Below are 24,961 nucleotides of genomic sequence, written 5' to 3'. Positions count from 1 at the left end.
GGCTTTTTATATTTATCTTATGTTGATAGGGATTAGTCTACCAAACCATGGCTCTTGAATACTTTATGAATTGCTTCCAAAGCATAATCCAACTGTTCTTTTGTATGGGTAGCCATTAATGAGAAACGGATTAACGTATCTTCCGAAGCTACAGCCGGAGCAACTACAGGATTAACAAAAATGCCTGCTTCAAACAATTCTTTTACGATAAGGAATGTCAGGTCATTATCACGGATAAACAAGGGGATGATAGGAGTTGATGTATGTCCTATTTCGCAGCCCATATTACGGAAACCGTCTAATGCGTAGTTGGTCAAATCCCATAAGTGCTGGATACGTTCCGGTTCGGATAACATAATATCCAATGCTGCATTGGCGGCAGCTGTTGCGGAAGGCGTATTACTTGCACTGAATATATAAGAACGAGAATGATGGCGAAGGTAGTTTATGACCGGTTCGTCTGAAGCAATGAATCCTCCGATAGAAGCAAACGATTTGCTAAATGTACCCATAATCAGGTCTACATCATTTGTTACTCCGAAATGGTCGCAAGTGCCACGTCCGTGATTTCCGAATACACCAATACCATGTGCTTCGTCAACCATTACGCTGGCATTATATTTCTTTGCCAATGCAACTATCTCGGGAAGCTTGGCTACATCTCCTTCCATACTGAATACACCGTCGGTTACGATTAGCTTCACTTTATCAGGCTCGCACTTCTGGAGTTGTTTCTCCAGAGAGTCCATGTCGTTATGTTTGTATTTCAGTTTGGTGGAAAATGAGAGACGATGGCCTTCAATAATTGAAGCATGGTCTAACTCATCCCAAAGAATGTAGTCTTCACGGCCGGTAAGGCAGGATACTACTCCTAAGTTAACTTGAAAACCTGTAGAATATACGATGGCATCTTCTTTACCAACAAATTCTGCTAATCTTTTCTCTAACTGGATATGTAAATCCAACGTACCATTCAAGAACCGTGAACCGGCACAACCTGTGCCATATTTCTTTATGGCTTCAATAGCTGCCTCTTTTACTTTAGGATGGTTGGTCAATCCTAAGTACGCGTTTGAGCCGAACATCAGAACCTTTTTTCCACTGATTATAACTTCAGTGTCCTGATCGCTTTCTATCATTCTGAAATAAGGATATATTCCTGCTGCTATAGCCCGTTGAGGAGCATCGTACTTTGCTAATTTCTCTTGTAAAAGTTTCATATTATTATTAAAGAGAATGATTTCTCGCTATTTGTTTATCCAAAAGAATTCAGGTTTGCCTAACTATCCATAAATAGTTATTTTGGGCAAATCCAGCGGCAAAAGTAGTAAAAAAATAACTTATAGTTGCTCAAATGCTTTAAAAGTTTTACAAAAGCATTATTTTTGTCCTCTCAAATTCAATGCAGAACTTAATATGGACAGACAAGAAATAAAGGTACATGCCATAATCAATCCTATATCGGGAGTAGGTTCGAAGCGTAAAATTCCGAAAATGATAGAGGAAATGTGCCTTCGTTATCATTGTTTGTTAACTATCTCTTTCACAGAGTATGCAGGACATGCCAGTGAGCTGACCAAACAGGCGATAGAAAATGGCGTGCATTATATAATAGCTGTAGGGGGAGACGGAACTGTGAATGAGATAGCCCGTGCTATGATACATTCGGATGCTGTATTGGGCATTATCCCGAAAGGCTCAGGTAACGGTCTGGCTCGCGAGTTACATATTCCTATGGATGTACGCCGTGCGATAGACCTGATTAGCAAAGGGCATATTACTACGATAGATTGTTGCAAAGCTAACGGGCGTGTTTTCTTTTGTACTTGCGGTGTTGGCTTTGATGCTGCCGTAAGCCAAAAATTTGCGAATGAGAAACGCCGCGGCTCTCTTACTTATATAAAGAATACGATTGAAGAATACTTGAGTTATAAACCGGAACCGTATGAGCTTTTGGTTGATAACCAGACGATAAAGGAAAAAGCATTTCTTGTTGCCTGTGCAAATGCTTCCCAATATGGCAATAATGCTTTTATAGCTCCTCATGCCAATATACAAGACGGGCAGATGGACGTTACGATATTATCACCTTTTACCCCACTGGATATAGCTCCACTTGCCATTCAGTTATTTACAAAACAGATAGACCGTAACAGTAAAATTAAGACAAGGAAAGCACAACAGGTTACAATCATCCGCCAGAATCCCGGTGTAATGCATCTGGATGGCGAACCTGTCATGGCCGACAGTCGTATTGATATAACTGTAGAGCCGAAAGCGCTCAAGGTTCTTACTCCTGATGTAGTGTCGTTTACTAAAGAAGTGCATTATTTCTTTGAACAGGTAACGCGTTTTTTTGATAAAAGACTTCCTTTTATTTTTAAATAAGAAAGAGGTCAACCTTTATTATTACTTAAGTTTAAACCAAGTCAACCTTTTTTATTAATAAGACAAAATACAGTCAACTAAAAACGTGAACATATAAGTTCCATTTTGTTTCATCCCGGTGGAACAAAAGTTTCATGCTGATGGAACAAACGTTTCAAGCTGATGAAACAACTGTTCCATGCCGATGGAACAAAATAAAACCGCCACCGGTAATAAGGTAATACTTATTTTGAATAAACTACTCTTATGGATTTTGTGGAGTTTTATGGTTTTACATATTATTAATGTTTATCTTTGCTGACTGAGAAAAGCTCTTGAATAAGGCTTTCGTTGCGTGAAATATTTGTGCAATTAAGTGGAAATCGACTAAATTTTCAATGATGAGTGCACAAAGAAAGCCCCGCAACCCTTTGTTGTCTATACATGTTATCTATGCTGTAAAGTATGGATACGTTTGGTATATAGATAAAGAGGGGTGTGCGGGCTGACTTTGGTCATCGTTGGGTCTTAGTCGAACCTCCACTTAACAGAGTTCAGCCTGCCGCCCCTTCTTTTATGAACGGACTATTTTTCTGAATAATGCCATATACTTCCGCGCCTATAAAGTCTCAGATGTAACCTGATAAAAAATACTGGCGTATGGATATCTGTAATATCAAACAGGCTCAGAATATGTTTGCTTTCTATTCTGCCTACTTTTGTTCACAATTCCCCGAACTGGAATTTTCTTGTGATGAGACAACGTTTTGTGTTGACGGTATAATCCGCAGGTACGAAGACATTACGGGAATGAGTTGTAATAAAACCCATTTTCTGATAGAGATGGAACGGAAATATCTGTTGTGCTTACCGATGATGCAAGGAGAGAAAATGTGTATCTTAAAGAAACAGCTATTACAGATAATGTAAAGCCAATGTAAAACATGGCTCACTCATTGCTTATTTCAGGTAATAATCTTTGGTTAATACCTTAAATTCCGGCGTGTATTGATGACGGGCTTCTTCAATTACCAACGCGTTTTCCTGGCAGGTGGGTGTTGGTACATTGGTGTATTCAACTAATAAACGTTTGGGAGCGGCTTCGGGGACAGGAATAACATGGGTTGTACGGATTGCGTATAACTGACAGCTATTGGCTATATCGGTTAATTCTTCTTTTTTGTCAAAGGGTACTATTAAGGCAATTCGTCCACCGGAAGATAATAGCTTGCAACAACCATTAATCAGATCCGAAAGGACAAGGCTGTCTGTATGGCGGGCAACAGTTCGTTTTTTGTCGGGACATTTCAATGAATCGGTAAAATAAGGCGGATTAGACACAATCAAATCGTACTTTTTATTTGTTCTTGTTACATATTCCAGGAAAGATATATGGTGTATATCAATTTGTAAGGCAAAAGGAGAGGATTCAATGTTCTCTTTCGCCTGAAAGCATGCGTCCATATCTATGTCGATTGCATCAATGTTGGCCTGGCATCTTTGTGCTAACATCAAAGCTATAAGCCCGGTACCTGTTCCTACGTCCAGCATGTTAACACAGCCGTCTACGTTGGCCCAAGCTCCAAGCAGCACTCCGTCTGTTCCTACCTTCATGGCGCATTTATCGTGCCATATTGTGAATTTTTTGAATTTAAAGTAAGGATTTGCCATACAACTACTATATAATGATGGTACAAAAGTAGTCAGATTTGAACTAAAAGCCGTAACTTTGGCACGTTTATTGTATTAACGCATACAATGATTAAAGTATATATGAAAGAAAGAAAGAGAGTATTAGGGACAGAATCGTTTGATGATATCGATGATAATATTGGTATAGTGATGCCAATTCTTACGGATTGTGATGTGGACGAAGACTTTACGGAAGGGATGGAGAAGGTGGGAGATGTTTTGCCTATTCTTCCGCTTCGTAATATGGTGTTGTTTCCCGGAGTGGCTTTGCCTGTAGTTGTAGGACGCCCTAAATCTATGCGCTTAATCAAAGAAGCCGTCCATAAGAAAAGTCTGATAGGGGTTGTTTGCCAGAAAGATATGGCTACAGAAGAGCCCGGATTTGATGACTTGTATGAAACGGGAGTTATTGCGGATGTTGTTCGCGTACTGGAAATGCCGGATGGAACTACTACTGTTATATTACAAGGAAAGAAACGTTTTGAGCTGAATGAGATTTCAGAATCGGAACCGTACCTTACCGGTAAGATTACGATATTGGAAGATACGATGCCGGACAAAACAGACCGTGAATTTGAAGCACTTATTTCTACGATAAAGGATTTGACTGTGAAGATGCTGGGCGCTGTTGCCGATCCGCCTCGTGATCTCATCTTTTCAATCAAGAACAATAAGAATATTCTGTACCTGATAAACTTCTCTTGTAGCAATATTCCTAGTGGCGCCGCCGAGAAACAACAGCTTTTGTTGATTAGTGATTTAAAGGACAGGGCATATCGTCTGCTTTTTATATTGAATCGCGAATATCAGTTGGTGGAGTTGAAAGCTTCCATCCAAATGAAAACACATGAGGATATTAATCAGCAGCAGAAAGAATACTTCCTTCAACAACAGATAAAAACTATCCAGGAAGAGTTGGGTGGAAATATCAATGAACTGGAGATAAAAGAGCTCCGGGAGAAAGCAGCCAAGAAGAAGTGGCCGGCTTCTGTTGCTGAAATATTCGAGAAAGAAATTCGTAAACTGGAACGTTTGCATCCGCAGTCTCCCGATTTTTCTATTCAAACGCAATATGTACAGACCATTGTCAATCTGCCTTGGAATGAATGCAGCAAGGATAATTTCAATCTGGCTCATGCTCAGAAGGTATTGGATAGAGACCATTATGGGTTGGAGAAGGTGAAAGAACGTATCATTGAGCATTTGGCAGTCTTGAAACTGAAAGGGGATATGAAGTCGCCTATTATCTGTTTATATGGCCCTCCGGGTGTGGGTAAAACATCATTGGGACGTTCTGTTGCGGAGGCTTTAAACCGTAAATATGTACGAATCTCTTTGGGTGGTTTGCATGATGAAGCGGAAATACGAGGGCACAGGCGTACATATATAGGAGCAATGTGCGGACGGATTATCCAGAATTTGCAAAAAGCGGGAACTTCCAATCCTGTATTTATTTTAGATGAAATAGATAAAGTTACAAATGACTTTAAGGGCGATCCTGCTTCGGCTTTGCTGGAAGTGCTTGATCCGGAACAGAATAATACTTTCCATGATAATTATCTGGATATCGATTATGATTTGAGTAAAGTGATGTTTATTGCTACTGCCAATAATTTGAACACAATCTCTCAACCATTATTGGATCGTATGGAACTTATAGAAGTAAGTGGATACATCATGGAAGAGAAAGTGGAAATAGCAACAAAGCATCTTGTGCCGAAACAGTTGAGTATACATGGTATAGATAAAGGAAAGGTGAAGTTCCAGAAGAAGGCGTTGCAAGCTATTATCGAATCATACACGCGGGAAAGCGGTGTACGTGAACTGGATAAGAAGATTGCCAAGGTCATGCGTAAACTGGCGCGTAAGATTGCTTCGGATGAAGCAATTCCGTCTGTTATCAAGCCGGAAGATTTGCATGAGTATTTAGGTGCGGTAGAATATACACGTGATAAATATCAGGGAAATGAGTATGCCGGAGTGGTTACAGGCCTTGCCTGGACAGCGGTTGGCGGAGAGATCCTTTTTGTGGAATCCAGTTTAAGCAAAGGTAAAGGTGCCAAGCTTACGTTAACCGGTAACTTGGGTGACGTAATGAAAGAATCTGCCATGTTGGCTCTTGAATATATTCATGCGCATGCTTCTTTGTTCAATATCAATGAAGATATGTTTGAAAACTGGAATGTGCATATCCATGTACCCGAAGGGGCAATACCTAAAGATGGTCCAAGTGCAGGTATTACGATGGTTACTTCTCTGGTTTCGGCCTTTACTCAACGAAAGGTAAAGAGTAATTTGGCTATGACGGGTGAGATTACGTTACGTGGAAAAGTACTTCCTGTAGGTGGAATCAAGGAAAAGATTCTGGCGGCAAAGCGCGCAGGTATTAAAGAGTTGATTCTTTGTAAAGAGAACCGGAAAGATATAGAAGAAATAAAATCGGAATACTTGAAAGGACTTACATTCCATTATGTGGAGGATATTCAACAAGTAGTGGATTTAGCCTTGCTAAGAGAAAAGGTCCGTAATCCTTTGTTCTGATAAAAGGAAATACGTAAAAAAGCCGGTACAAAATCAATTGCACCGGCTTTTTTATATAATTGAATTATATTATTCTGCTTTTTCTTCAGCAGCTTCTGCTTTTGTATCTGTTTCAGCAGGTTCTTCTTCCGGAGTAAAATCCGTGATGCCTGCGCCTATGAGAATATTATACCAGCTCAGTAACTTCTTGATATCGCTGGGATACACTCTCTCGCGATCAAAGTTTGGTAAAACTTCTGCAAAATAAGTACGCAGCTCTTTTGTGTCGGAAGGGACTGTTACCTTTTCTCCGTTTTCTTTATTTTTCACGCTTGTGAGTACTTCATGTAAAGGTACTTCTGCTTCGTCTGTATAGATGGCGATGTCTCCAAGAGAAATTACTTTGTCTTTGGCATAAGCAGGTATTCTTTTCTTGTCTGTTAATGACTCAACAATCAGCATATTTTTTCCATGAGATACCAGTTTAAATAAACCTGGCTTTCCTGAAATAGACAGAATAGTCTTCAACATAATATTCTTTATTTTTCTAATAGTGTTAAACTTTAAAGCTGCAAATGTAGTATAACTAACCGATAATAGCAGTATAATTTAAAGGAAAAATGTATTAACCAACGGTTTTGTATTGCCGGTTTCAGGCTTATCTGGAAGATAAATCAGATAGAAGGTCTTGAATTTGTGGAAGTAAAGCATGGATATCGTCATTGTATATGACGTAATCTGAAAGTTCTTTTTTCTGTTCGTCCGGCATTTGATTGGAAATACGTTGTATAATTTCCTCCCGTGATGCTTTATCGCGAGCAAGAACTCTCATAACGCGCACTTCTATTGGTGCATATACCATGAGACTGTAATCTACATATTGATTAAAGCCGGATTCAAATAGAATAGCCGATTCGATTGCACAGATTTCTGATTGTTGTTTTGTTGCCCATTCTTGAAAATGATAATTTACTTCCGGATGAATGATGGCGTTTACCTGTTTTAAGTATTCGGGATTATTGAATATATATGAAGCCAGACGTTTTTTATTTAGTCCGTCTTCCGTATAAATATCTTTTCCGAATAAACTTATCAGTTGCTTTCGTATGATGGGCGAGGTGTTGGTGAGTATTTTACTTTCTTCGTCTGCAATATATACAGGTATTTTAGATAATTGCAAAAGTTGGGCTACCACAGATTTGCCGCTTCCTATTCCTCCGGTTATACCTAGTTTAATCATGTTTGTTTTGCTCTAAAATGAACTCTATTTTGTCTGGTAATAAGGTGATGTTGCGAACCCAGTCCGGCTTAGATGTTAGCTGGATTGGCAGACTGCCTGACACATTTTGTTCAAGATCGGAAAAAGAAATATGAATGGTAAACTGATCTGCCGATAATTCTTTGAATCGGGATAGAGGAATTCTACACGTTACTTTTGCCATAGCAGGAAACATCCGTAACGTGTAATGGGTAGGAAGGTTTGTACAGATAATAGGAATTTCCAATGTTTTCTCTGTGTATTCTTCAATAGGAATGGTTACGGTTACGGCTTCCGGTTTATAATTGATGCCTTGTATCCGTTGTAACGGAATCGTTCTTGTTATCGTTTTGTTCCCTTTTTTTATTTCGGTGTAAACTGTTTGAACGTTTGATAATGAATCGAGTAATACTTTACTGGCATATACGGTAATGGTAGAAGGATCAATAGTAATATCGCCGGATTGTTGGAATCCACTTGCTATCTGTATATCTCCATTGAATTTCACAGGGATTTGTTTATGCATTTTCTCCCCATATTGGAGTTCTACCTGTTGAGGCTCAAAACCTGTCAGGGTTGTGGTTGATATGAGTTGTTTTAGAATGTCACTTTCTATACTTCTTTTATTGATATTAATTGTCCCGTTTTTGCTTTTAATGTCTTTTAAATCTGTTTCGATAGGAGCAAAGCGCCTGCCAAAGGAATAATTTAGAAGAACACTGCCTTTGTCTTTTACGTGTGCTGTGATGTTGTTTGGTATAGAATCTGTAAATGCAATATCCGGCGGGACATTTTTATATCTGACTGGGATATTTATTTCAATTTCGTATTCTTGTTGGAGACTTTGTAGAAGCCAGAAGCCTAAAGCCAAGAGTATAAATGCACAAAAGATTAAAGTCTCTTTCCATCGTTGACAACGAGAAAAAACTTTAATCTTTTGCAGGGCAGACTTGAATGGTTGTTTTATGCTTTCAAGCCGTAACATGTTTATTTATTATTTTTGTTGTGCATCTTCAGCCGAAGCAAATACAGACGTTTTATCAACGCGTATGCGTACTCCATCGGCAACTTCAATTAGCATATATGTATCGCCAATCTCTTTAATTTTTCCGTAAATACCTCCAGCGGTAATAATCTTATCTCCGGTCTTTAAGGCTTCACGCGCTTTTTGGATTTCTTTTTGTTTCTTTTGCTGCGGACGAATCATAAAGAAATAGAAGATAGCCACAACTACTACCATCATTAAAATACCAGACCATTGAGACTGGCCTCCGGCAGCTTGGAGTAAAATACTAAGTAAGCTCATACAATATCAATCAATTTACAAGTTAATATCAATAGCGATATTTGCAAATGTAAGTATAATAATTAATCTTTGAGCAATAACTTTTCTTTTTTTAACTCGTTCACAATGGAATCCAGTATGCCGTTAATAAAAGTTCCGCTTTTAGGTGTGCTGTAATATTTAGCAGCATCAATATATTCATTTAACGTCACACTGGTTGGGATTGTTGGGAATGACATGATTTCAGCTAATGCTACTTGCATAATAATGAGGTCCATATTGGCGATACGTTCTGTTTCCCAGTTCTTCATGTGTTTATTGATACGTTCTCTGAATTCTTTACCTTTCAGAATAGACTGTCTGAATAATTGAATGGCAAAGTTCTTATCTTCCATATCTTTGAACATAGGTAAAAGAGGTTGCTTACTTCCTGCCTCTTCGTCAAATTTCTTAATTGTCTTTAATATGAACGTTTCTATAATCTCGACATCATCATTCCAGTAAATGCTTTTGTCTTCCAGATAATCTTCTATAGTGGTATTGTTACAAATAATTTTTTTAAATACCATACGCCAGAATTCTTTATCAATTTCGTAAGAATCCTCTTTGTTGTCTAGATATTCAGCATATAAATCTGAGTTAAGAATCAGATCAAGTACAGATTTAATAAAATCCTCATCGTTACTCCATGAGATACCTTGTTCTGCTACATGTTTTTGTAAAAATTCGTTTTGCTCTACTTGTGCTGCAAACCTGTTATCAATTAAACGTGTATTAGGATTTAGCTCTGCTTCCGTAGGCATATATTTATTCTTGCGAATATCCAGCAGACGTTTTTGTAAGTTTGTTATTTCAATGATAAGGAGGAGAAAATAGTGATATAAGTCATAAGACTTCTGAAGGCTGAAAAGCAATTCGTTTTCCGCTACTTTGAGGTCGCCATTTCCATTTTGATAGTATGAATAAACTATCTGTAAGACTTTAATGCGGATTAAAATTCTGTTGATCATCGTTTGAAGGAGCTACTTGTTATAAATTTAGGTTGCAAAGGTAGTTAATCTTTTTATAATAGAGAGCTAGTTTGCTTAATTTTACATGTGTTAGATGATATTTTGTAAGTAATGGAGATTAGAGGTGTATTTTGATACGTTAAAATAGTTGCTATTTAAAAAAAAATGCACATATTTGAGGCTAGTTATGATAAAATGGGTGGGTGTATTATAATAAATGTTAGCTGTCATGGAAGATTCTATAAGAAAAGCACATGTTGAAGGTGGCGATAAGGAAATTCTGTATTCTAAAGCCATCAAGGCAGGAAAACGTATTTATTACCTGGACGTGAAGAAGAACTTGAAAGATGATTTGTTTTTGGCCATTACGGAAAGTAAAAAGGTGCAACCTAAAGATGGAACGCAAGTGTCTTTTGAGAAGCATAAGATTTTCTTATATAAGGAAGATTTTGAAAAATTCATGGACGGTATGAATGATGTTATCCGTTACATTAAAGAGCGTAACGAAGGAGGAATCTCGGAGATTCAATCTGATGAAGGAGAAACAGAGAGTACTTCAGATGATATTAAACTCGATATTGAGTTTTGAATAGGAAGATAAATGATAATGGGCTACTTTTCTTAATTTAAGAAAATAGCCCATTACATTTATAGGAGCCTGCATTGAACAGGCTTGCCTACTTTTACCACGGTTTTTATTATGCCGGATGGATAGCTTCTGTGGGACAAACATCTGCGCAAGTTCCACACTCTGTGCACATTTCAGGATCGATATGATATTTATCACCTTCTGAAATTGCTCCTACCGGACATTCGTCAATACAAGTACCGCAGGCAATACAATCGTCGCTAATTACGTAAGCCATTTTATTAAACGTTTAAATTGATAACTATTAGTGGATGCAAAAATAGAGCTTTCTTTGTATTTAAAAAACTTCTTCAGCTTTATTTTATCAAATATCTGCTTTTTTGCAATATCTTCGTACGTTTTCCGTTTATTATTCAAAATTGATTGAGAGTTGAAGCGACTGTTATTTGTTTTATGTACATTGTGCGTGATAGCTACTGGAGCTATGGCGCAGAAAGAGAAGGTAAAGAATCAGCCGTATGCAGATCTAAAATGGTTTCATCTAGGATTCCATGTTGGTTTGCATGCACAAGATTTGTTGTTGACTAATTCCGGTGTTACAACAAATGGTGAAACCTGGTTTGCTGAAATTCCTTCGTATTCTCCGGGCTTTAGTGTTGGAGTTATAGGTGATCTGTATCTGAATCCTTATTTTAATTTACGATTGACTCCTACAATTCATTTTGGAGATAAGAAGTTTATATTCCGCGAACAGTCAACGGGAGAAGAATTCACAACAAACACTCGTTCTACTTATTTATCTTTTCCTTTGGATATAAAATATACGGCTTTGCGTCTTAATAATTATCGTCCTTATTTGATTGGCGGTATTTATGGCTCATTTGATCTTGGACGAAAAAAAGATAATCCAATATTATTGAAAGGAACAGACTTTGGTTTAGAGTTTGGTATTGGATGTGATATTTATTTACCGTTCTTTAAATTATGCCCCGAACTTAAATTCTGTTTCGGGTTGCTTGATTTGCTGGAAAAAGATCGTGCAAGTTTAAACGATAGAGATTTGATAAAATATACAGATGCTCTTTCTAAAGCAACTTCCCGAATGGTAGTACTAACATTTAATTTCGAATAAAAAGTTCGATGTAAATATAGGTTGCCGGTATTGCCATCATGACACTGTCGAAGCGATCAAGCATGCCACCATGTCCAGGCAATAGATTGCCTGAATCTTTTACTCCTAGTGTGCGTTTAAGTAAGGATTCCGTTAAGTCTCCCCATGTTCCGAATAAGACAATAGAGAAAGATAATCCAAGCCAGTTATACCAACTAATTTCCGGAGCATACCAGGCAAACGCTTGTGATGCAGCCAATACGACAATTAAGCCTCCGAAAAAGCCTTCCCATGATTTCTTGGGAGAGATTCGTTCAAATAATCTTCTTTTTCCGATCCGGGAACCAACTAAATAGGCTCCGGTATCATTTAGCCAGATAAATACAAATAAAGCTATTGTGTAAATCGGATTAAAGACCACTTCGCCGGGTGTGTTTGGCGTAGAAGTAATAAAATTTAATAAAGAAAAAGAGCCGGCACAGTAGACTTGTGCCAGTAAAGTGAATGACCAGTTATTTATAGGGTTGGAAACATTATTGTACAATTCAGCAATAAATGTATACATCATGAATAGGATATAAGGCAGAAATATCTTTCCGTCTGTAAGGCCGTTTGCATAAGCAAATGTTGCAATGAACAGGTAAGCTCCACCAATACAACTTATCATTCTCTGGATATTTGCATTCTCATAATACTTTATTAGTCCATAAAACTCCCATAAAGAAAGCGCTGTGATTAAACTAAAAACAAGTAAATACAAAATAGGATGGAAACATAACGCTCCCAACAAGATTGCAACGAAGATTATACCGGTTAACGCACGTTTTATCAAATTATTCAAGACTGTAATGTTTTGTTCGTTTCCAAATGTGTTTTATGCCTGCAAATATAAGTAATAAATTATGAATAAAGCACGGATTACAGATATTCACTCTGTTATCCGTGCCAAAATATATACAGATTTAATCAGGTCTTTAAAAAGAGTGGTCAATTTGCCTGTTCTGCCTTAGTGTCATTTTGTAGTACGACATTTTTGTCACCTTCTTCTTTTTCATCTTTGTTTTCTTCTGTTACAGGCTCAACAGGTTTATTGCTATTTGCCTTATTTTGTAACTCGAGAATTTCTTCCGAACGTGAAACCCATGCCCTCTTACCAAAGATATGTTCAACATCTTCCGAATAGATAACTTCGCGTTCCAATAATACTTTTGCTAAAGCATTGTGCCCTTCTGCATGTTTGGATAATATATCTTTGGCCCGTTCATATTGTTCATTGATGATTCTTTGAACTTCCGAATCTATTAGACGAGCTGTTTCTTCGCTATATGGTTTAGTGAAACCCCAGTCTTGTCCGCTAGAGTCATAATAATTTAGGTTCGGTAATTTGTCACTCATGCCAAAGTAAACAACCATTGCATAGGCTTGTTTTGTCACGCGTTCAAGGTCGTTAGAAGCACCGGTAGATACTTTTCCTAAGAATAATTCTTCGGCTGCACGTCCGCCCAAGGTCGCACACATTTCGTCAAGTAATTGTTCACGAGTTGTGATCTGCCGTTCTTCCGGAAGATACCATGCAGCACCCAGTGCTTTTCCTCGAGGTACAATAGTTACTTTTACCAAAGGATTGGCATGCTCAAGCAACCAACTTAATGTAGCATGTCCTGCTTCATGGTTTGCAATGCAATTGCGTTCATCAGATGTTGTTATTTTTGTTCGTTTTTCCAAACCTCCAACAATGCGGTCTACTGCATTCATGAAATCTTCTTTTTGAACGAACTTTTTACCGTTACGGGCTGCGATTAAAGCAGCTTCGTTACAGACATTTGCTATATCAGCTCCTGAAAATCCCGGAGTTTGACGGGCTAAAAATTCAGTATCTACACTCTCATCTATTTTAATAGGACGAAGGTGTACGCCGAAAATTTCTTTTCTTTCGTTCAGATCGGGTAATTCAACGTGAATTTGTCTGTCGAAACGTCCTGCACGAAGTAATGCCTTATCCAGAATGTCAGCTCGGTTGGTAGCAGCCAAAATGATGACACCGCTATTGGAACCAAAACCATCCATTTCTGTAAGTAATTGGTTTAGGGTGTTCTCCCGTTCGTCATTACTATTCATATTGACATTCTTTCCTCTGGCACGGCCAACTGCATCTATTTCATCAATGAATACAATACAAGGTGCTTTTTCTTTTGCCTGACGGAATAAATCACGCACTCGGGAAGCTCCTACTCCTACGAACATTTCTACGAAATCGGAACCTGAAAGTGAAAAGAATGGGACATCTGCTTCTCCTGCCACAGCTTTAGCAAGTAAAGTTTTACCTGTTCCCGGAGGGCCTACCAGCAAAGCTCCTTTAGGTATTTTACCTCCAAGTTCGGTGTATTTATCCGGATTCTTTAAGAATGACACTATTTCTTCCACTTCTTGTTTTGCTTCGGATAAACCGGCAACATCTTTAAATGTTACTTTCTTTTGGTTTTCTTTATCAAAAAGTTGTGCCTTCGCTTTTCCTACGCTAAATACTCCACCCGGACTTCCTCCAGCGCCACCGGACATACGTTTCATCAAAAATATCCATACTACGATTAACAGGATTATAGGACCGAAAGACACCAGGAAATTCCATAGTGTATCATCGCCTTCTTCATAGCTGACTTGTGTGTCAATATGGTTATTTGTTACTGCGTTATCATAAAAATCAGAGAATTTGTCAGCCGAAGGTATTTTTACATAAACTTTCGGAGAGGCTCCTAAACGGCTGTTGTCTCCTTTAAAAACAAGATCCGTTTTGCCGCTTTTGACGGTAGCTTCCAGCAAATTCTTCTTGTTGTAAACTACCATTTTATCAAATACATTATCTTTGGCCAGCTTTTGAAATTCTGTCCAGCCTAATTCTTTTGACCCCGAAGAATCATTTGTCATGTATAGAGCTATAAGCATCATAAAGATAAGTCCGTACATCCAATATAAATTGAACCGGAACATCTTAGGCTTACCGTTTTTCGGGGATTTATTAAACATGTCTTTTTTATTTTCCATAAGAGATAATCTGAATAATTAGACCGGCTTTTAATCAAGGTTCGGGATCTGTATTACCTTGGAGTCAGCCCAAAGGTTTTCCAGATTATAAAATTCCCGTTGTTCCGGTAAAAATATATGTACAAGAACCGTGCCATAATCCATGCCAATCCACTGTGCATTTTGGCCTCCATCTATAGATAGCGGTTTTTCTCCTGCTTCTTTACGTGCAAATTCCCAAACGGAATCTGATAGTGCCGACACTTGAGTTGGGGTGTTTCCTTCGCAAATAACCATATATTCGCATACGGCTCCGGATAGTTGTGTTAAATCCACGGTTACAATATTTTTGCCTTTTTTCTCCTGAAGGCCTTCAACAATCGTTTTTACTAATTCTTTTGTTTGATTCATCTATTTTTTATTGAGTAATATTCTGGAACGCAAATATACTTCTTAAATTTATTTTGAACACCTTTTCTTCATATAAATATATGTGTAAATCACTCTAAAATGAAAACAATGAATAAAAGAAAATGTTTATTCACCGTTTTTTTTTCAATGGAATATTTGTAGTTTTTGAAAAACTGTATACCTTTGCGCTCGCTATCGGGGAAGTTGATGATTTAGACTTTATTGTTCAATGGTGTAATGGCAGCACAACAGATTCTGGTCCTGTTAGTCCAGGTTCGAGTCCTGGTTGAACAACAATATAAAGCAATATCACTCATCTTCGACAGAAAGAACATAATTGTTCAATGGTGTAATGGTAGCACAACAGATTCTGGTCCTGTTAGTCCAGGTTCGAATCCTGGTTGAACAACAAGTTTAAAAGTCCGTTAATTCTGAGAAGAATAACGGACTTTGTTTTATTTATACTTTATCCATTTGAGCATTTCTTTTATGCTTGGCTTTTTACCGTACATAAGGATTCCTACCCTATATATTTTAGCCGATCCCCACACAATTAACAGAGCTGTTGCAAATAATAAACTTACGGATATCAGTATTTCCCATATTGGAATATCATATGGTAGGCGTACCATCATCACAATAGGAGACGTAAAAGGTATAAATGAGCACCAAACGGCTAATGGACCATCTGGATTATTCATGCTGTAAATACCTGCGTATAAACTAAATATCATCAATACTAAAATTGGCATCATAAACTGTTGCGTATCTTCTTGCTGCTCAAGGGCACTGCCTATTGCAGCAAAAAGGGCAGCATATAAAGTATATCCTCCGATGAAATAAAGAATAAAGCAAATACCTATTTGTGTGAAATTGATGGAATTAATGATTTCCAGCACTTTTGTATTCATTTCCGGTGCTTGAGCCGTCATTGAAATATTACCTAAATTTTGAGCAGCCATTTGGGTATTCATTAAATCTTCCGGAGTAGTGCTTCCTCCCATGAAAAATAGAGTTCCCGATACAAGAACTGTTGTGAGGATTCCCCATAAGAATACTTGAGTAAGGCCAACAAAACCTATCCCGATAATTTTACCCATCATTAAATCGAATGGCTTAACCGATGAAATTATAACTTCTATGATACGGTTTGTTTTTTCTTCCATTACTCCTTGCATAACCATAGCTCCATACATCATGATAAACATGTATATAATGAAAGTAAGCATCATTCCCAAAATGGAGGCTACTTCTGCAGAAGTGCTTTTTTCATTCCCTTCGGCATCCCATTTTATGGTTTTGATGTCAAAGTTTATTTTACTTTCTTCTATGATTTTATTTAAGTTGGGAATATTGAAAGAGGATAGTTTTTCATCCTTTAAATATTTAGATAAAACATTGTCTATTTCCTTCTTTAAACCGATAGGTATTTGCTTCTCGGAGTATAGTGTTGCAGCATTCGGATTTTCCAATAAATCTCCGGTTATATTTAAGAAAGCAAATACTTCTTTGTCTTTTGCTGTACGGTATTGTTCCAGATTCCCGTTTGAATTAATGAAAATATATTCATCTGTGTTTTTGAATAACGGTGCATATTTACCTGTCGTATCAATAATTGCAACTTTTTTTACTTCGTCTCCTTTGATACCGGACAACCAAAGAGGTACAAATACTAAGGCTGCAAATAAGAGAGGAGCAAGAAATGTAATAAGAATAAACGACTTCTTACTTACCCTGCGAAGATATTCACGTTTTACGATAAGTCCTATTTTATTCATGCTTTTGTTGTATTAGAACCGGATACGGTATTGATAAATATATCATTCATAGACGGTATTTTTTCAGTAAATGAAAGGATGTTGATTTTGCTGGCTAGTGACACTAATAGTTCGGAATTACTTATTTCTTTTTCCTTATGAATATAAAGTTCTGAAATGCCATCTTCCGTCTTTTGTATCCGGAAGGAAAAAGTGTTCCATTCGGAAGGAATTTCCATTTCATTCGAAAGGAATTTAATTTCGTCCGAATGTACCTTTAAAATGTATGTGTTACTTTTGAATTGATTTCTTATGTCGCGGACATTACCTGATAAAACAACTTGCGAACGATTAATCAATGCAATATTGTCACAAATCTCTTCTACGGAAGCCATATTGTGGGTAGAGAAAATGATTGTATGCCCTGCAGCTTTCAATTCCAATATCTCTTGCTTTAACCGTTCTGCATTCACCGGGTCAAAACCACTAAATGGTTCATCGAAAATAAGTAGTTTCGGCTCGTGTATTATGGTTGTAATGAACTGTATTTTCTGTTGCATACCTTTAGAAAGTTCTTCCAATTTCTTGTTCCACCAAGGCATGATGTCAAACTTTTCAAACCAATGGGTTAAGCGTTTCCTGGCTTCTAAATAGGAGAGGCCTTTAAGTTGGGCAAGATAAATAGCTTGTTCGCCAACTTTCATCTTTTTGTATAAACCGCGTTCTTCGGGTAAATAACCAATCTGATAAATATCTTCCGGACGTGATTCTCGTCCATTGAACATCACTCTGCCACTATCTGGTGCTGTAATACGGTTTATAATACGGATTAGAGTAGTTTTTCCTGCGCCATTTGGACCTAGCAAACCGAATATTTTTCCTTCGGGAACCTGTATGCTCACTTTGTTTAAAGCGAGATGGTTAGAATATTGTTTTACTACATCTTCTGTTTCTAAGAAGTTCATAGGCTGTGTTTGTGTTTACATTTTTAATACGATACGTTCTCCCAGTTCTTTGCTGAGCACGTTTTTAATTTCATTCAAGCGGGTAAGTTGTTTTATCAACTCAACAGCTTGTTCCATATCCCCATTTGTTTGTGCCTCCTTTATTTTAATTTGTATTTCCTTTATTTGATGTAAAACGTAAGCATCTTTCATTGCGAATAAATCCCGCAATACAAATTGGTCAAGCTTATCCGACTCGCTTTCCAGTTCCCTGTACTTTGTATGGTATTTGCTCAGTTGGTATTTATCACTAATCAGATTGGCTGCAAGTCTACTGATATTCGGATCCGGATGTGACAAAAAGTATCGGCTTGCTACAAAATTTTTTTCTTGGCAGCGATCAGCCGCTTCATCTAATATAGTCTTGAATAAAGGAGTGCAAAATGATAAATCGTCACGTTTTAAATCAAAGCGGATGTAATCTGCCACATGGAAAATAACCGATTCTCCCGTAGCTTCATCTTTATAATTAAATAATTCGTACTCACCATAACGTACGACATAACGTAATAGAGCTAATTCATAAGGTTCGTAAGGCGAACGTTTTGAAGTAGTTCTTTGTGGTGGCAACTCCATAGGGGGCACATGCGTTGCTCCATTATCTTCTGCCGGATAGTCTTCTTCCGGAGGAGGCGGAATATTCTCCGGAAGAGCTGTTTCTGCAGTTTCCTGATAAAGTTGGTAATCCTGATATTCCGGATTGGTCGGATAATCGGAAGACGGCTCGGCTACTTTGTTCGAAAAGCTTGATGGTTTCAGTGAAGGCTTCGCCCGGTTTTCTTCTTTTTTTAGCCGTATCTTATTTATTTCATTTAACAGTACTCGCTCATCTATTTCCATCATGGCACTGCATTCGCGTATATATACGGAGCGGGCAATATTGTCTGGAATGATAGCAACAGTTTTAATAATATCAGAAATCAATGAGGAACGCTTTATCGGGTCTGTGCCCGCATCATCCAATAATAATTTGGTCTTGAAGCGAATAAAATCAGTTTCATTCTGTTTTATAAATTCGGCAAACTGACTTGCGTTATGTTTACGGGCAAACGAATCGGGATCTTCTCCGTCGGGAAGGAGAACGACTTTTATATTCATTCCGTCTTCCAATAACAGGTCAATTCCACGTAAAGCGGCTTTAATACCGGCCGCATCACCATCATATAAAACTGTAATGTTACTGGTAAACCGGTGAATCAAACGAATCTGCCCTTGTGTAAGGGCTGTTCCTGATGACGCAACAACGTTTTCTACACCAGCCTGATGCATGGAAATGACGTCAGTATAACCTTCTACTAAAAAACATTTATCTTGTTTTACAATAGCTTGCTTAGCAAAATAAATTCCATAAAGCTCATTACTTTTATGATAAATTTCACTTTCTGGAGAGTTTACATATTTAGCTGTCTTATCGTCCTTTTTAAGAACACGGCCACCAAAGGCAACCACCTTACCGCTGAGGCTATGGACAGGAAATATGACACGACCTCGAAAACGGTCATGTGCTCCTCCATTGTCGTAAAGAATAATCAATCCGTTTTTTTCAAGATATTCTTTTTTATAACCGTTTTTAATAGCGGCTTTATACAATGCGTCTCTTTCATCAAGGCTGTATCCTAACTGGAACTTTCGGATAATATCTTCTCTGAAACCTCGTTCGGCAAAATAGCGAAGGCCGACTGTTTTTCCCTCTACGTGTTCATAAAGCAGGCTGGTGAAGTATTTTTGTGCCCAACTGTTGACAATGAACATACTTTCGCGGTCGCTACGCACTTGTTTCTCTTTATCCGTCAATTCCCGGTCTTGAATCTCTATATTGTATTTTTTTGCGAGAAACCGTAGAGCATCAAAATAGCTTAGTTGTTCATGCTTCATTATAAAGTGAACAGCTGTTCCTCCTTCACCACAGGCAAAACATTTACAAATGTTTTTGGAAGGCGATACGTAAAAAGAAGGTGATTTATCGGAATGAAACGGGCATAAACCAACATAGTTTACACCTCGTTTGCGAAGTGTTACAAATTCAGAAACAACGTCTACTATATTAGCAACATCCAGTATCCTGTCTATGGTTGGTTGGTCAATCATTCTTTTTGGTGAATTAACGAAGACAAATGTAGCGATTATTTCCGGTTCGGCAAGAGAGGGTTACGAAAGAAAACCCTTATATTTGCACCGAAAAACATAAATACATGATTATGAAAATTCTATGTGTTTTCTCATTGTTGTTGATATTTAATGCGTGTAACGGACAACAGCGTGTAAAGCCCAATAAAGAGCAAGCAGTAACGCCTGCTTTTGAGATGGTTTCCGTCCCTGCTATGATTACAGATGAAGGGCAACGTGCCAATTATTTAGTCATTCATTATTGGGATAAATTTAATTTTAAGGATACTGCTTTTATCCATTTACCGGAAATAACGGAGCAAGCCTTTTCCGATTTTATTGATGTCCTGAAATATGTTTCTTCTGAAACTGCTGATTCTGCGATTAAAGGTATGATGAGTAAAGCCGAAGCGGATAGTACGATGTTTGTCTATTTTGCAGATTTATACGAGAAATACTTGTATGATCCGAATTCTCCCATGCGGAATGAAGAATTATATATTCCCGTTTTGCAATCTGTCATTAATTGTTCAATGATAGATGAAGTAAATAAAATTCGTCCGTCCCATCAGTTGGAATTAGCCATGAAAAATAGAGTAGGAGAGCCGGCTACCAATTTTACCTTTACGTTAGCCAACGGAAAGAAAGGTACTTTATATGATGTGAAATCCGATTATATGTTATTATACTTTTATAATCCGGATTGCCATGCTTGTAAAGAAGTAACAGAGCAACTGGCGGCTTCTGGTGTTTTAAAAGAATGGGAGAAGAATAAAAAGATAAAAGTGCTGGCTGTTTATCCGGATGAAGATTTGGAGGCTTGGACTGCACATATTTCCAGTATGCCTTCCGGTTGGATAAACTCGTATGATGAAACCGTTGGGTTGAAGAATGATGAAGTGTATGATTTAAAAGCTATACCAACGCTATATCTCTTGGATAAAAATAAAAATGTACTTTTAAAAGATGCGACATTCCGTCAATTTGAAGATTATTTATTACAACAAACTCGATAAATTATGAGAACGATTTTTTTATCATTGGTTTTTCTTGCAGGAGTTAGTGTGACAGCTTCTGCCCAATTTAAGATTGGAGGAAAGTCTATTAACACAAAGAAGTTAGTGAATGCAGCGTCTGACGTTGCAAATGCTGCAACTTTGTCGGATGCGGATGTTGCTGCTATGGCAAAAGAGTATATCCAATGGATGGATACACATAATGAAGTGGCAGGCCTGGATACGGAAATGGGACAGCGTTTAGAGCGGATTACTGCGAACTTAAAAAAGATAGATGGCCTTGATTTGAATTTTAAAGTGTATAATGTTATCGATGTTAATGCTTTTGCTTGTGGCGACGGGAGCGTACGCGTCTGTGGCGGTTTGATGAAAGTAATGGACGATAATGAAGTACTGGCTGTTATTGGTCATGAAATAGGTCATGTGGTGCATACAGACTCAAAAGATGCAATGAAAAGTGCTTATATGACATCGGCTGCTAAAAATGCAGTGGGTTCGGTTAGCGGTACGGTTGCTAAATTAACAGATTCTCAACTTGGTGATCTGGCAGAAGCTTTAGCAAACGCTCAGTATTCTCAAAAACAAGAAAGTGAAGCAGACGATTATGGTTTCAAATTCAGTGTTGATAATGGTCAAGACCCTTATAGTATGCATGATGCGCTAAAGAAGCTAATGGATTTAAGTGATGGCCAACCAAAATCCTCTAAATACCGTCAGATGTTTTCTAGTCATCCTGACACACAAAAGCGTGTTGAACGGATGAAGGCGAAAGCGGAAGAATATTCTAAATAGATATTATAATATTAACAACCTTTAAATAATATCTGAAAACATGAAAATATTGCTAAAATAAGTGTGAAATATGCTTTGCGGTTATGCTGTATAGCATAAAAAGCGTATTTTTGCACAGTGTTTTTCATGGTATTAGATTTAAGGTTAGCAATGAAGATTGGTTGTCGGGATGACAACCTTTTCTTTTTTATATACATTATTCATATATCTTAATGCATCCGTTTTTTATGTATTGTTGTTATTAATGAGACTTACACCGCTTGTTTTTGCTGCTTTTCTTTTCAGGAAGTAAGCAATAAATTATAAAATAATATTACTTTTGCCTTTGTATAAGATTATTAAACATATCAGGTTGTGGATACAAGAATAAAATTACGGGTTCAGGGATTAACGAACAGTCAAGTGCAATCTGGAGCTTACGCGCTCATTTTGGCAGAAGAAGACGGACCACGCCGTATTCCTATCATTGTCGGAACATCAGAGGCTCAATCTATTGCTATTGCTTTAGAGCATATAATGCCTCCCCGTCCTTTAACCCATGATTTGTTTTCTACATTTTTTCAAGCCTTTGGCGTACGTTTGCTTGAGGTCTTTATCTATAAGTTTGAAGATGGGGTCTTTTTCTCCGAACTCCTGTTTGACGATGGCACAAGGCAGGTTCGCTTGGATTCACGTACATCCGATGCCATTGCTATCGCTCTTCGTGTAAAATGTGATATATATACAACAGAAGATATTGTTCGTGAAAGTGGAATTGTCTTAGAGGAAGCTCCTATTATAGATGTAAAGGATGATAAATATTTCGACGATGATTTACTGGATATGGAGCCTGAAGATATTCATGATGAAGCCGAGTTAAAAAGATGGCTTTCGCTTTTGGATAAAGAAGAAATAAGCGAGCGTCTGGAAGAAGCGATTGCTGATGAGAACTACGAATATGCCAAAATGTATAAAGACGAATTACGTCGCCGGGAAGAGGAGGACAAAACTAAATGATTGAACAACAAGGAGGATTTGGATTGATTTCTCTATTAAGAGGAATCTTGGGTATTATTGCGATATTAGCCATTGCTTATGGCTTAAGTTACGACCGGAAAAAAATCGATTGGAAATTAGTAGGAGGCGGACTGTTCATGCAAATTGTATTTGCGTTGGCAGTATTGTACATTCCTTTTATTGGTGGACTTCTTGAAGGTTTGGGCAGGGTCTTTGTTAAACTGATGGATTTTACAGATGCGGGATTATCTTTTCTATTAGGCCCGTATGCTTCTAAAAGTGCAGGTTTTAGCTTCTTGCTTCATTCACTGCCTATTGTGATTTTCTTTTCCGCATTGGTTTCTATGTTCTATCATTGGGGGATTATTCAACGAATAGTCGGCGCTTTCTCGTGGATATTGAGGAAATGTATGAATATTTCCGGTTCAGAAGGATTGGTTGCTTCCGGCAATATATTTATGGGAATGACCGAATCGCCGGTATTGATTAAGAATTATTTACCGACAATGAACCGCTCTGAAATATTTTTAGTAATGGTATCCGGGATGGGAACAATTGCCGGCTCTGTGATGGGAACTTATATCGGGATGTTAGGAGGAACAGATCCTGCTTCCAAGGTATTGTTTGCAAAACATTTACTTTCTGCTTCTGTGATGGCCGTTCCCGGTTCTATTGTGTTGGCAAAAATGCTCTGTCCGCAAACTGAACCGGCTTCTGATCATGCTATAGGTTTAGAGAAGGAAGGCCGTAAGTCAAATATATTGGATGCTATTTCATCGGGGACGCTAACCGGAGTAAAGCTAATGACTAATATTGCAGCTATGCTATTAGTCTTTATCTCTTTGGTTGCGTTGGCAAACTATATAACAGAAGGTCTTATCGGACGTTATACAGGCTTGAACGACTGGATTGTAAAGATCACGGATGGAAAAGCCCAGGGTTTGACGTTCCAGTTTATTTTAGGAGTAATTGCTTCTCCTTTTATGTGGCTGATAGGTGTGCCCAGTCAAGACATAATGCTTGTTGGTTCTCTATTGGGACAGAAAACGATATTGAATGAATTTGTTGCTTATTTCCAATTGCAACAATGGAAGGATGCCGGTTTATTTATGTATCAAAAATCGATATTGATGTCTACTTATATACTTTGTGGTTTTGCTAATATTTCATCTATTGGTATTTTGTTGGGTGGATTGGGGGTGCTTGCTCCGGAGAAACGCGGACTGATTTCCCGCATTGGTGTTCCGGCCATGATTGGAGGAGCGTTAGTGTCTGTCCTTTCCGCTACAATTATAGGTATGATACTGGGATAAGATTATGCAGATATTTTATACTCCTGATATTGCGGTGAACAATGAACTTCCCGAAGAGGAGGCAGGGCATTGTATCCGTGTACTTCGTTTGTCGGAAGGCGATGAAATCCTGTTGACAGACGGAGCCGGTAGTTTTTATAAAGCAGCAATTAGCCGTGCGCATCCCAAGCATTGTGAAGTGAATATTCTGGAAAGCTGGCAACAACCAGCTTTATGGAACTTTAATATCCATATAGCTGTTGCGCCGACGAAGAATATGGACAGGATGGAATGGTTTGCAGAGAAAGCTACGGAGGTTGGGATTAATGGAATTACTTGTCTGAATTGCCGCTTTTCCGAACGGAAAGAAATCAAGCCGGCACGTTTGGAGAAGATTCTGATAAGTGCCATGAAGCAATCTCAGAAAGCAACATTGCCACAATTGACAGGGATGACAGATTTCAAAAAGTTTGTCACTTCTTCTTTCGATGGACGGAAATTCATAGCTCATTGCGAAGAAGGAGAAAAACCTCTGCTAAAAGCGACTTATCGTCCGGGAGAAAATGCCCTTATTCTGATAGGTCCTGAAGGTGATTTCAGCCCGGAGGAAATAAAGCTTGCCTTGCAAAACGGATTTGAACCGATCTCGTTAGGCGAAAGCCGTTTACGCACGGAAACAGCAGCTTTAATCGCTTGCCATACGATTCACATACTGAATCAGTAATTCATTCGGA

Annotated in this window: 24 protein-coding genes and 2 tRNA genes; 12 read left to right on the top strand and 14 right to left on the bottom strand. The window is 38.0% G+C overall.

Annotated elements, in window-relative coordinates:
• Positions 1–32 precede the first annotated feature (32 nt).
• The gene (gene spt / locus C1721_RS00840; protein ID WP_102406277.1) at positions 33–1,220 is read right to left on the bottom strand and encodes a serine palmitoyltransferase; all 1,188 of its coding nucleotides are present in this window, start codon (positions 1,218–1,220) and stop codon (positions 33–35) included.
• Positions 1,221–1,416: 196 nt separating this feature from the next.
• On the opposite strand from spt, the gene C1721_RS00835 reads away from it, so the two are divergent.
• Positions 1,417–2,388, top strand: a complete 972-nt coding sequence (locus C1721_RS00835; protein WP_102406275.1) for a diacylglycerol/lipid kinase family protein — start codon at positions 1,417–1,419, stop codon at positions 2,386–2,388.
• A gap of 639 nt (positions 2,389–3,027) precedes the next feature.
• Positions 3,028–3,297 (top strand): hypothetical protein, encoded by a 270-nt coding sequence (locus C1721_RS00830; protein WP_102406273.1) that lies wholly within the window; start codon positions 3,028–3,030, stop codon positions 3,295–3,297.
• 30 nt (positions 3,298–3,327) lie between these two features.
• On the opposite strand, the gene C1721_RS00825 is transcribed toward C1721_RS00830, so the two are convergent.
• The gene (locus C1721_RS00825; protein WP_102406271.1) at positions 3,328–4,038 is read right to left on the bottom strand and encodes a tRNA1(Val) (adenine(37)-N6)-methyltransferase; all 711 of its coding nucleotides are present in this window, start codon (positions 4,036–4,038) and stop codon (positions 3,328–3,330) included.
• An 87-nt stretch (positions 4,039–4,125) separates the two neighbouring features.
• Here C1721_RS00825 and lon point away from each other — a divergent pair, with 87 nt between their 5' ends.
• Positions 4,126–6,600 (top strand): endopeptidase La, encoded by a 2,475-nt coding sequence (gene lon / locus C1721_RS00820; protein ID WP_234347224.1) that lies wholly within the window; start codon positions 4,126–4,128, stop codon positions 6,598–6,600.
• Positions 6,601–6,669: 69 nt separating this feature from the next.
• On the opposite strand, the gene C1721_RS00815 is transcribed toward lon, so the two are convergent.
• The 5 genes from C1721_RS00815 to nusB all read right to left on the bottom strand — a co-directional run bounded on the left by C1721_RS00815 (position 6,670) and on the right by nusB (position 10,132).
• Positions 6,670–7,110 (bottom strand): DUF5606 family protein, encoded by a 441-nt coding sequence (locus tag C1721_RS00815; protein WP_102406269.1) that lies wholly within the window; start codon positions 7,108–7,110, stop codon positions 6,670–6,672.
• Positions 7,111–7,237: 127 nt separating this feature from the next.
• A complete protein-coding gene (coaE, locus tag C1721_RS00810; RefSeq protein ID WP_102406267.1) occupies positions 7,238–7,819 on the bottom strand; it encodes a dephospho-CoA kinase in 582 nt (193 codons plus the stop codon).
• Positions 7,812–8,822 (bottom strand): CdaR family protein, encoded by a 1,011-nt coding sequence (locus tag C1721_RS00805; protein WP_102406265.1) that lies wholly within the window; start codon positions 8,820–8,822, stop codon positions 7,812–7,814. The genes coaE and C1721_RS00805 overlap by 8 nt, the downstream gene beginning before the upstream one ends.
• A gap of 9 nt (positions 8,823–8,831) precedes the next feature.
• Positions 8,832–9,143, bottom strand: coding sequence for a preprotein translocase subunit YajC (gene yajC, locus C1721_RS00800; RefSeq protein ID WP_102406263.1), 312 nt, complete (start codon positions 9,141–9,143; stop codon positions 8,832–8,834).
• Between the two features lie 62 nt (positions 9,144–9,205).
• Positions 9,206–10,132: a transcription antitermination factor NusB gene (nusB, locus tag C1721_RS00795; RefSeq protein WP_102406261.1), complete on the bottom strand. Its 927-nt coding sequence runs from the start codon at positions 10,130–10,132 to the stop codon at positions 9,206–9,208.
• 229 nt (positions 10,133–10,361) lie between these two features.
• On the opposite strand from nusB, the gene C1721_RS00790 reads away from it, so the two are divergent.
• The gene (locus tag C1721_RS00790; RefSeq protein WP_102406259.1) at positions 10,362–10,721 is read left to right on the top strand and encodes a DUF3276 family protein; all 360 of its coding nucleotides are present in this window, start codon (positions 10,362–10,364) and stop codon (positions 10,719–10,721) included.
• Between the two features lie 109 nt (positions 10,722–10,830).
• Here the strand turns inward: C1721_RS00790 and C1721_RS00785 are convergent, their stop codons facing one another.
• Entirely contained in the window at positions 10,831–10,998 is a 168-nt protein-coding gene (locus C1721_RS00785) for a DUF362 domain-containing protein (protein WP_102406257.1), read from the bottom strand.
• Positions 10,999–11,151: 153 nt separating this feature from the next.
• Here C1721_RS00785 and porT point away from each other — a divergent pair, with 153 nt between their 5' ends.
• Positions 11,152–11,853, top strand: a complete 702-nt coding sequence (gene porT / locus C1721_RS00780; protein ID WP_102406255.1) for a type IX secretion/gliding motility protein PorT/SprT — start codon at positions 11,152–11,154, stop codon at positions 11,851–11,853.
• Here the strand turns inward: porT and C1721_RS00775 are convergent.
• The 3 genes from C1721_RS00775 to rsfS all read right to left on the bottom strand — a co-directional run bounded on the left by C1721_RS00775 (position 11,840) and on the right by rsfS (position 15,264).
• Positions 11,840–12,673, bottom strand: coding sequence for a phosphatidate cytidylyltransferase (locus C1721_RS00775; protein WP_102406253.1), 834 nt, complete (start codon positions 12,671–12,673; stop codon positions 11,840–11,842). The two genes, porT and C1721_RS00775, sit on opposite strands and share 14 nt — an antisense overlap.
• 146 nt (positions 12,674–12,819) lie before the next feature.
• Positions 12,820–14,874 (bottom strand): ATP-dependent zinc metalloprotease FtsH, encoded by a 2,055-nt coding sequence (gene ftsH / locus C1721_RS00770; protein ID WP_102406251.1) that lies wholly within the window; start codon positions 14,872–14,874, stop codon positions 12,820–12,822.
• A gap of 30 nt (positions 14,875–14,904) precedes the next feature.
• The gene (rsfS, locus tag C1721_RS00765) at positions 14,905–15,264 is read right to left on the bottom strand and encodes a ribosome silencing factor (protein ID WP_102406249.1); all 360 of its coding nucleotides are present in this window, start codon (positions 15,262–15,264) and stop codon (positions 14,905–14,907) included.
• A 223-nt stretch (positions 15,265–15,487) separates the two neighbouring features.
• Between rsfS and C1721_RS00760 the strand changes: the two genes are divergently transcribed.
• A tRNA-Gln gene (locus C1721_RS00760) sits at positions 15,488–15,558 on the top strand.
• A 44-nt stretch (positions 15,559–15,602) separates the two neighbouring features.
• Positions 15,603–15,673: transfer RNA gene (locus tag C1721_RS00755), tRNA-Gln, on the top strand.
• A gap of 46 nt (positions 15,674–15,719) precedes the next feature.
• Here the strand turns inward: C1721_RS00755 and C1721_RS00750 are convergent.
• From C1721_RS00750 to dnaG, 3 genes are read right to left on the bottom strand one after another with little or no spacing between them, the layout of a single operon-like run.
• On the bottom strand, positions 15,720–17,042 hold the full coding sequence (locus tag C1721_RS00750; RefSeq protein ID WP_102406247.1) for an ABC transporter permease: 1,323 nt from the start codon (positions 17,040–17,042) through the stop codon (positions 15,720–15,722).
• The gene (locus C1721_RS00745; RefSeq protein WP_102406245.1) at positions 17,039–17,986 is read right to left on the bottom strand and encodes an ABC transporter ATP-binding protein; all 948 of its coding nucleotides are present in this window, start codon (positions 17,984–17,986) and stop codon (positions 17,039–17,041) included. Before C1721_RS00745 ends, C1721_RS00750 begins: the two co-directional genes overlap by 4 nt.
• Before the next feature lie 15 nt (positions 17,987–18,001).
• On the bottom strand, positions 18,002–20,113 hold the full coding sequence (dnaG, locus tag C1721_RS00740) for a DNA primase (protein WP_102406243.1): 2,112 nt from the start codon (positions 20,111–20,113) through the stop codon (positions 18,002–18,004).
• Positions 20,114–20,217: 104 nt separating this feature from the next.
• On the opposite strand from dnaG, the gene C1721_RS00735 reads away from it, so the two are divergent.
• The 5 genes from C1721_RS00735 (at position 20,218) to C1721_RS00715 (ending at position 24,951) form a co-directional block, all read left to right on the top strand.
• On the top strand, positions 20,218–21,147 hold the full coding sequence (locus C1721_RS00735; protein WP_102406241.1) for a DUF5106 domain-containing protein: 930 nt from the start codon (positions 20,218–20,220) through the stop codon (positions 21,145–21,147).
• 3 nt (positions 21,148–21,150) lie between these two features.
• A complete protein-coding gene (locus C1721_RS00730; protein WP_102406239.1) occupies positions 21,151–21,939 on the top strand; it encodes a M48 family metallopeptidase in 789 nt (262 codons plus the stop codon).
• Positions 21,940–22,293: 354 nt separating this feature from the next.
• Positions 22,294–22,935: a bifunctional nuclease family protein gene (locus tag C1721_RS00725; RefSeq protein ID WP_102406237.1), complete on the top strand. Its 642-nt coding sequence runs from the start codon at positions 22,294–22,296 to the stop codon at positions 22,933–22,935.
• Positions 22,932–24,248, top strand: a complete 1,317-nt coding sequence (locus tag C1721_RS00720) for a NupC/NupG family nucleoside CNT transporter (protein ID WP_102406235.1) — start codon at positions 22,932–22,934, stop codon at positions 24,246–24,248. The genes C1721_RS00725 and C1721_RS00720 overlap by 4 nt, the downstream gene beginning before the upstream one ends.
• A 4-nt stretch (positions 24,249–24,252) precedes the next feature.
• On the top strand, positions 24,253–24,951 hold the full coding sequence (locus tag C1721_RS00715) for a 16S rRNA (uracil(1498)-N(3))-methyltransferase (RefSeq protein ID WP_102406233.1): 699 nt from the start codon (positions 24,253–24,255) through the stop codon (positions 24,949–24,951).
• Positions 24,952–24,961 lie beyond the last annotated feature (10 nt).

Source organism: Parabacteroides bouchesdurhonensis (assembly GCF_900186615.1).
Taxonomy (GTDB): Bacteria; Bacteroidota; Bacteroidia; order Bacteroidales; family Tannerellaceae; genus Parabacteroides; species Parabacteroides bouchesdurhonensis.
Note: the sequence above shows the minus strand (reverse complement) of the source record. Positions and strands in the feature narration are given on the sequence as shown.

Bases quoted from the DNA above. Each gene is read 5' to 3' on its own strand.
- rsfS (WP_102406249.1), bottom strand. From the start codon at position 15,264: ATGAATCAAACAAAAGAATTAGTAAAAACGATTGTTGAAGGCCTTCAG.
- C1721_RS00720 (WP_102406235.1), top strand. From the start codon at position 22,932: ATGATTGAACAACAAGGAGGATTTGGATTGATTTCTCTATTAAGAGGA.
- spt (WP_102406277.1), bottom strand. From the start codon at position 1,220: ATGAAACTTTTACAAGAGAAATTAGCAAAGTACGATGCTCCTCAACGG.
- C1721_RS00830 (WP_102406273.1), top strand. From the start codon at position 3,028: ATGGATATCTGTAATATCAAACAGGCTCAGAATATGTTTGCTTTCTAT.
- coaE (WP_102406267.1), bottom strand. From the start codon at position 7,819: ATGATTAAACTAGGTATAACCGGAGGAATAGGAAGCGGCAAATCTGTG.
- C1721_RS00785 (WP_102406257.1), bottom strand. From the start codon at position 10,998: ATGGCTTACGTAATTAGCGACGATTGTATTGCCTGCGGTACTTGTATT.
- C1721_RS00835 (WP_102406275.1), top strand. From the start codon at position 1,417: ATGGACAGACAAGAAATAAAGGTACATGCCATAATCAATCCTATATCG.
- C1721_RS00715 (WP_102406233.1), top strand. From the start codon at position 24,253: ATGCAGATATTTTATACTCCTGATATTGCGGTGAACAATGAACTTCCC.
- C1721_RS00825 (WP_102406271.1), bottom strand. From the start codon at position 4,038: ATGGCAAATCCTTACTTTAAATTCAAAAAATTCACAATATGGCACGAT.
- dnaG (WP_102406243.1), bottom strand. From the start codon at position 20,113: ATGATTGACCAACCAACCATAGACAGGATACTGGATGTTGCTAATATA.
- C1721_RS00805 (WP_102406265.1), bottom strand. From the start codon at position 8,822: ATGTTACGGCTTGAAAGCATAAAACAACCATTCAAGTCTGCCCTGCAA.
- lon (WP_234347224.1), top strand. From the start codon at position 4,126: ATGATTAAAGTATATATGAAAGAAAGAAAGAGAGTATTAGGGACAGAA.
- nusB (WP_102406261.1), bottom strand. From the start codon at position 10,132: ATGATCAACAGAATTTTAATCCGCATTAAAGTCTTACAGATAGTTTAT.
- C1721_RS00815 (WP_102406269.1), bottom strand. From the start codon at position 7,110: ATGTTGAAGACTATTCTGTCTATTTCAGGAAAGCCAGGTTTATTTAAA.
- C1721_RS00730 (WP_102406239.1), top strand. From the start codon at position 21,151: ATGAGAACGATTTTTTTATCATTGGTTTTTCTTGCAGGAGTTAGTGTG.
- C1721_RS00790 (WP_102406259.1), top strand. From the start codon at position 10,362: ATGGAAGATTCTATAAGAAAAGCACATGTTGAAGGTGGCGATAAGGAA.
- C1721_RS00735 (WP_102406241.1), top strand. From the start codon at position 20,218: ATGATTATGAAAATTCTATGTGTTTTCTCATTGTTGTTGATATTTAAT.
- C1721_RS00745 (WP_102406245.1), bottom strand. From the start codon at position 17,986: ATGAACTTCTTAGAAACAGAAGATGTAGTAAAACAATATTCTAACCAT.
- C1721_RS00750 (WP_102406247.1), bottom strand. From the start codon at position 17,042: ATGAATAAAATAGGACTTATCGTAAAACGTGAATATCTTCGCAGGGTA.
- ftsH (WP_102406251.1), bottom strand. From the start codon at position 14,874: ATGGAAAATAAAAAAGACATGTTTAATAAATCCCCGAAAAACGGTAAG.
- yajC (WP_102406263.1), bottom strand. From the start codon at position 9,143: ATGAGCTTACTTAGTATTTTACTCCAAGCTGCCGGAGGCCAGTCTCAA.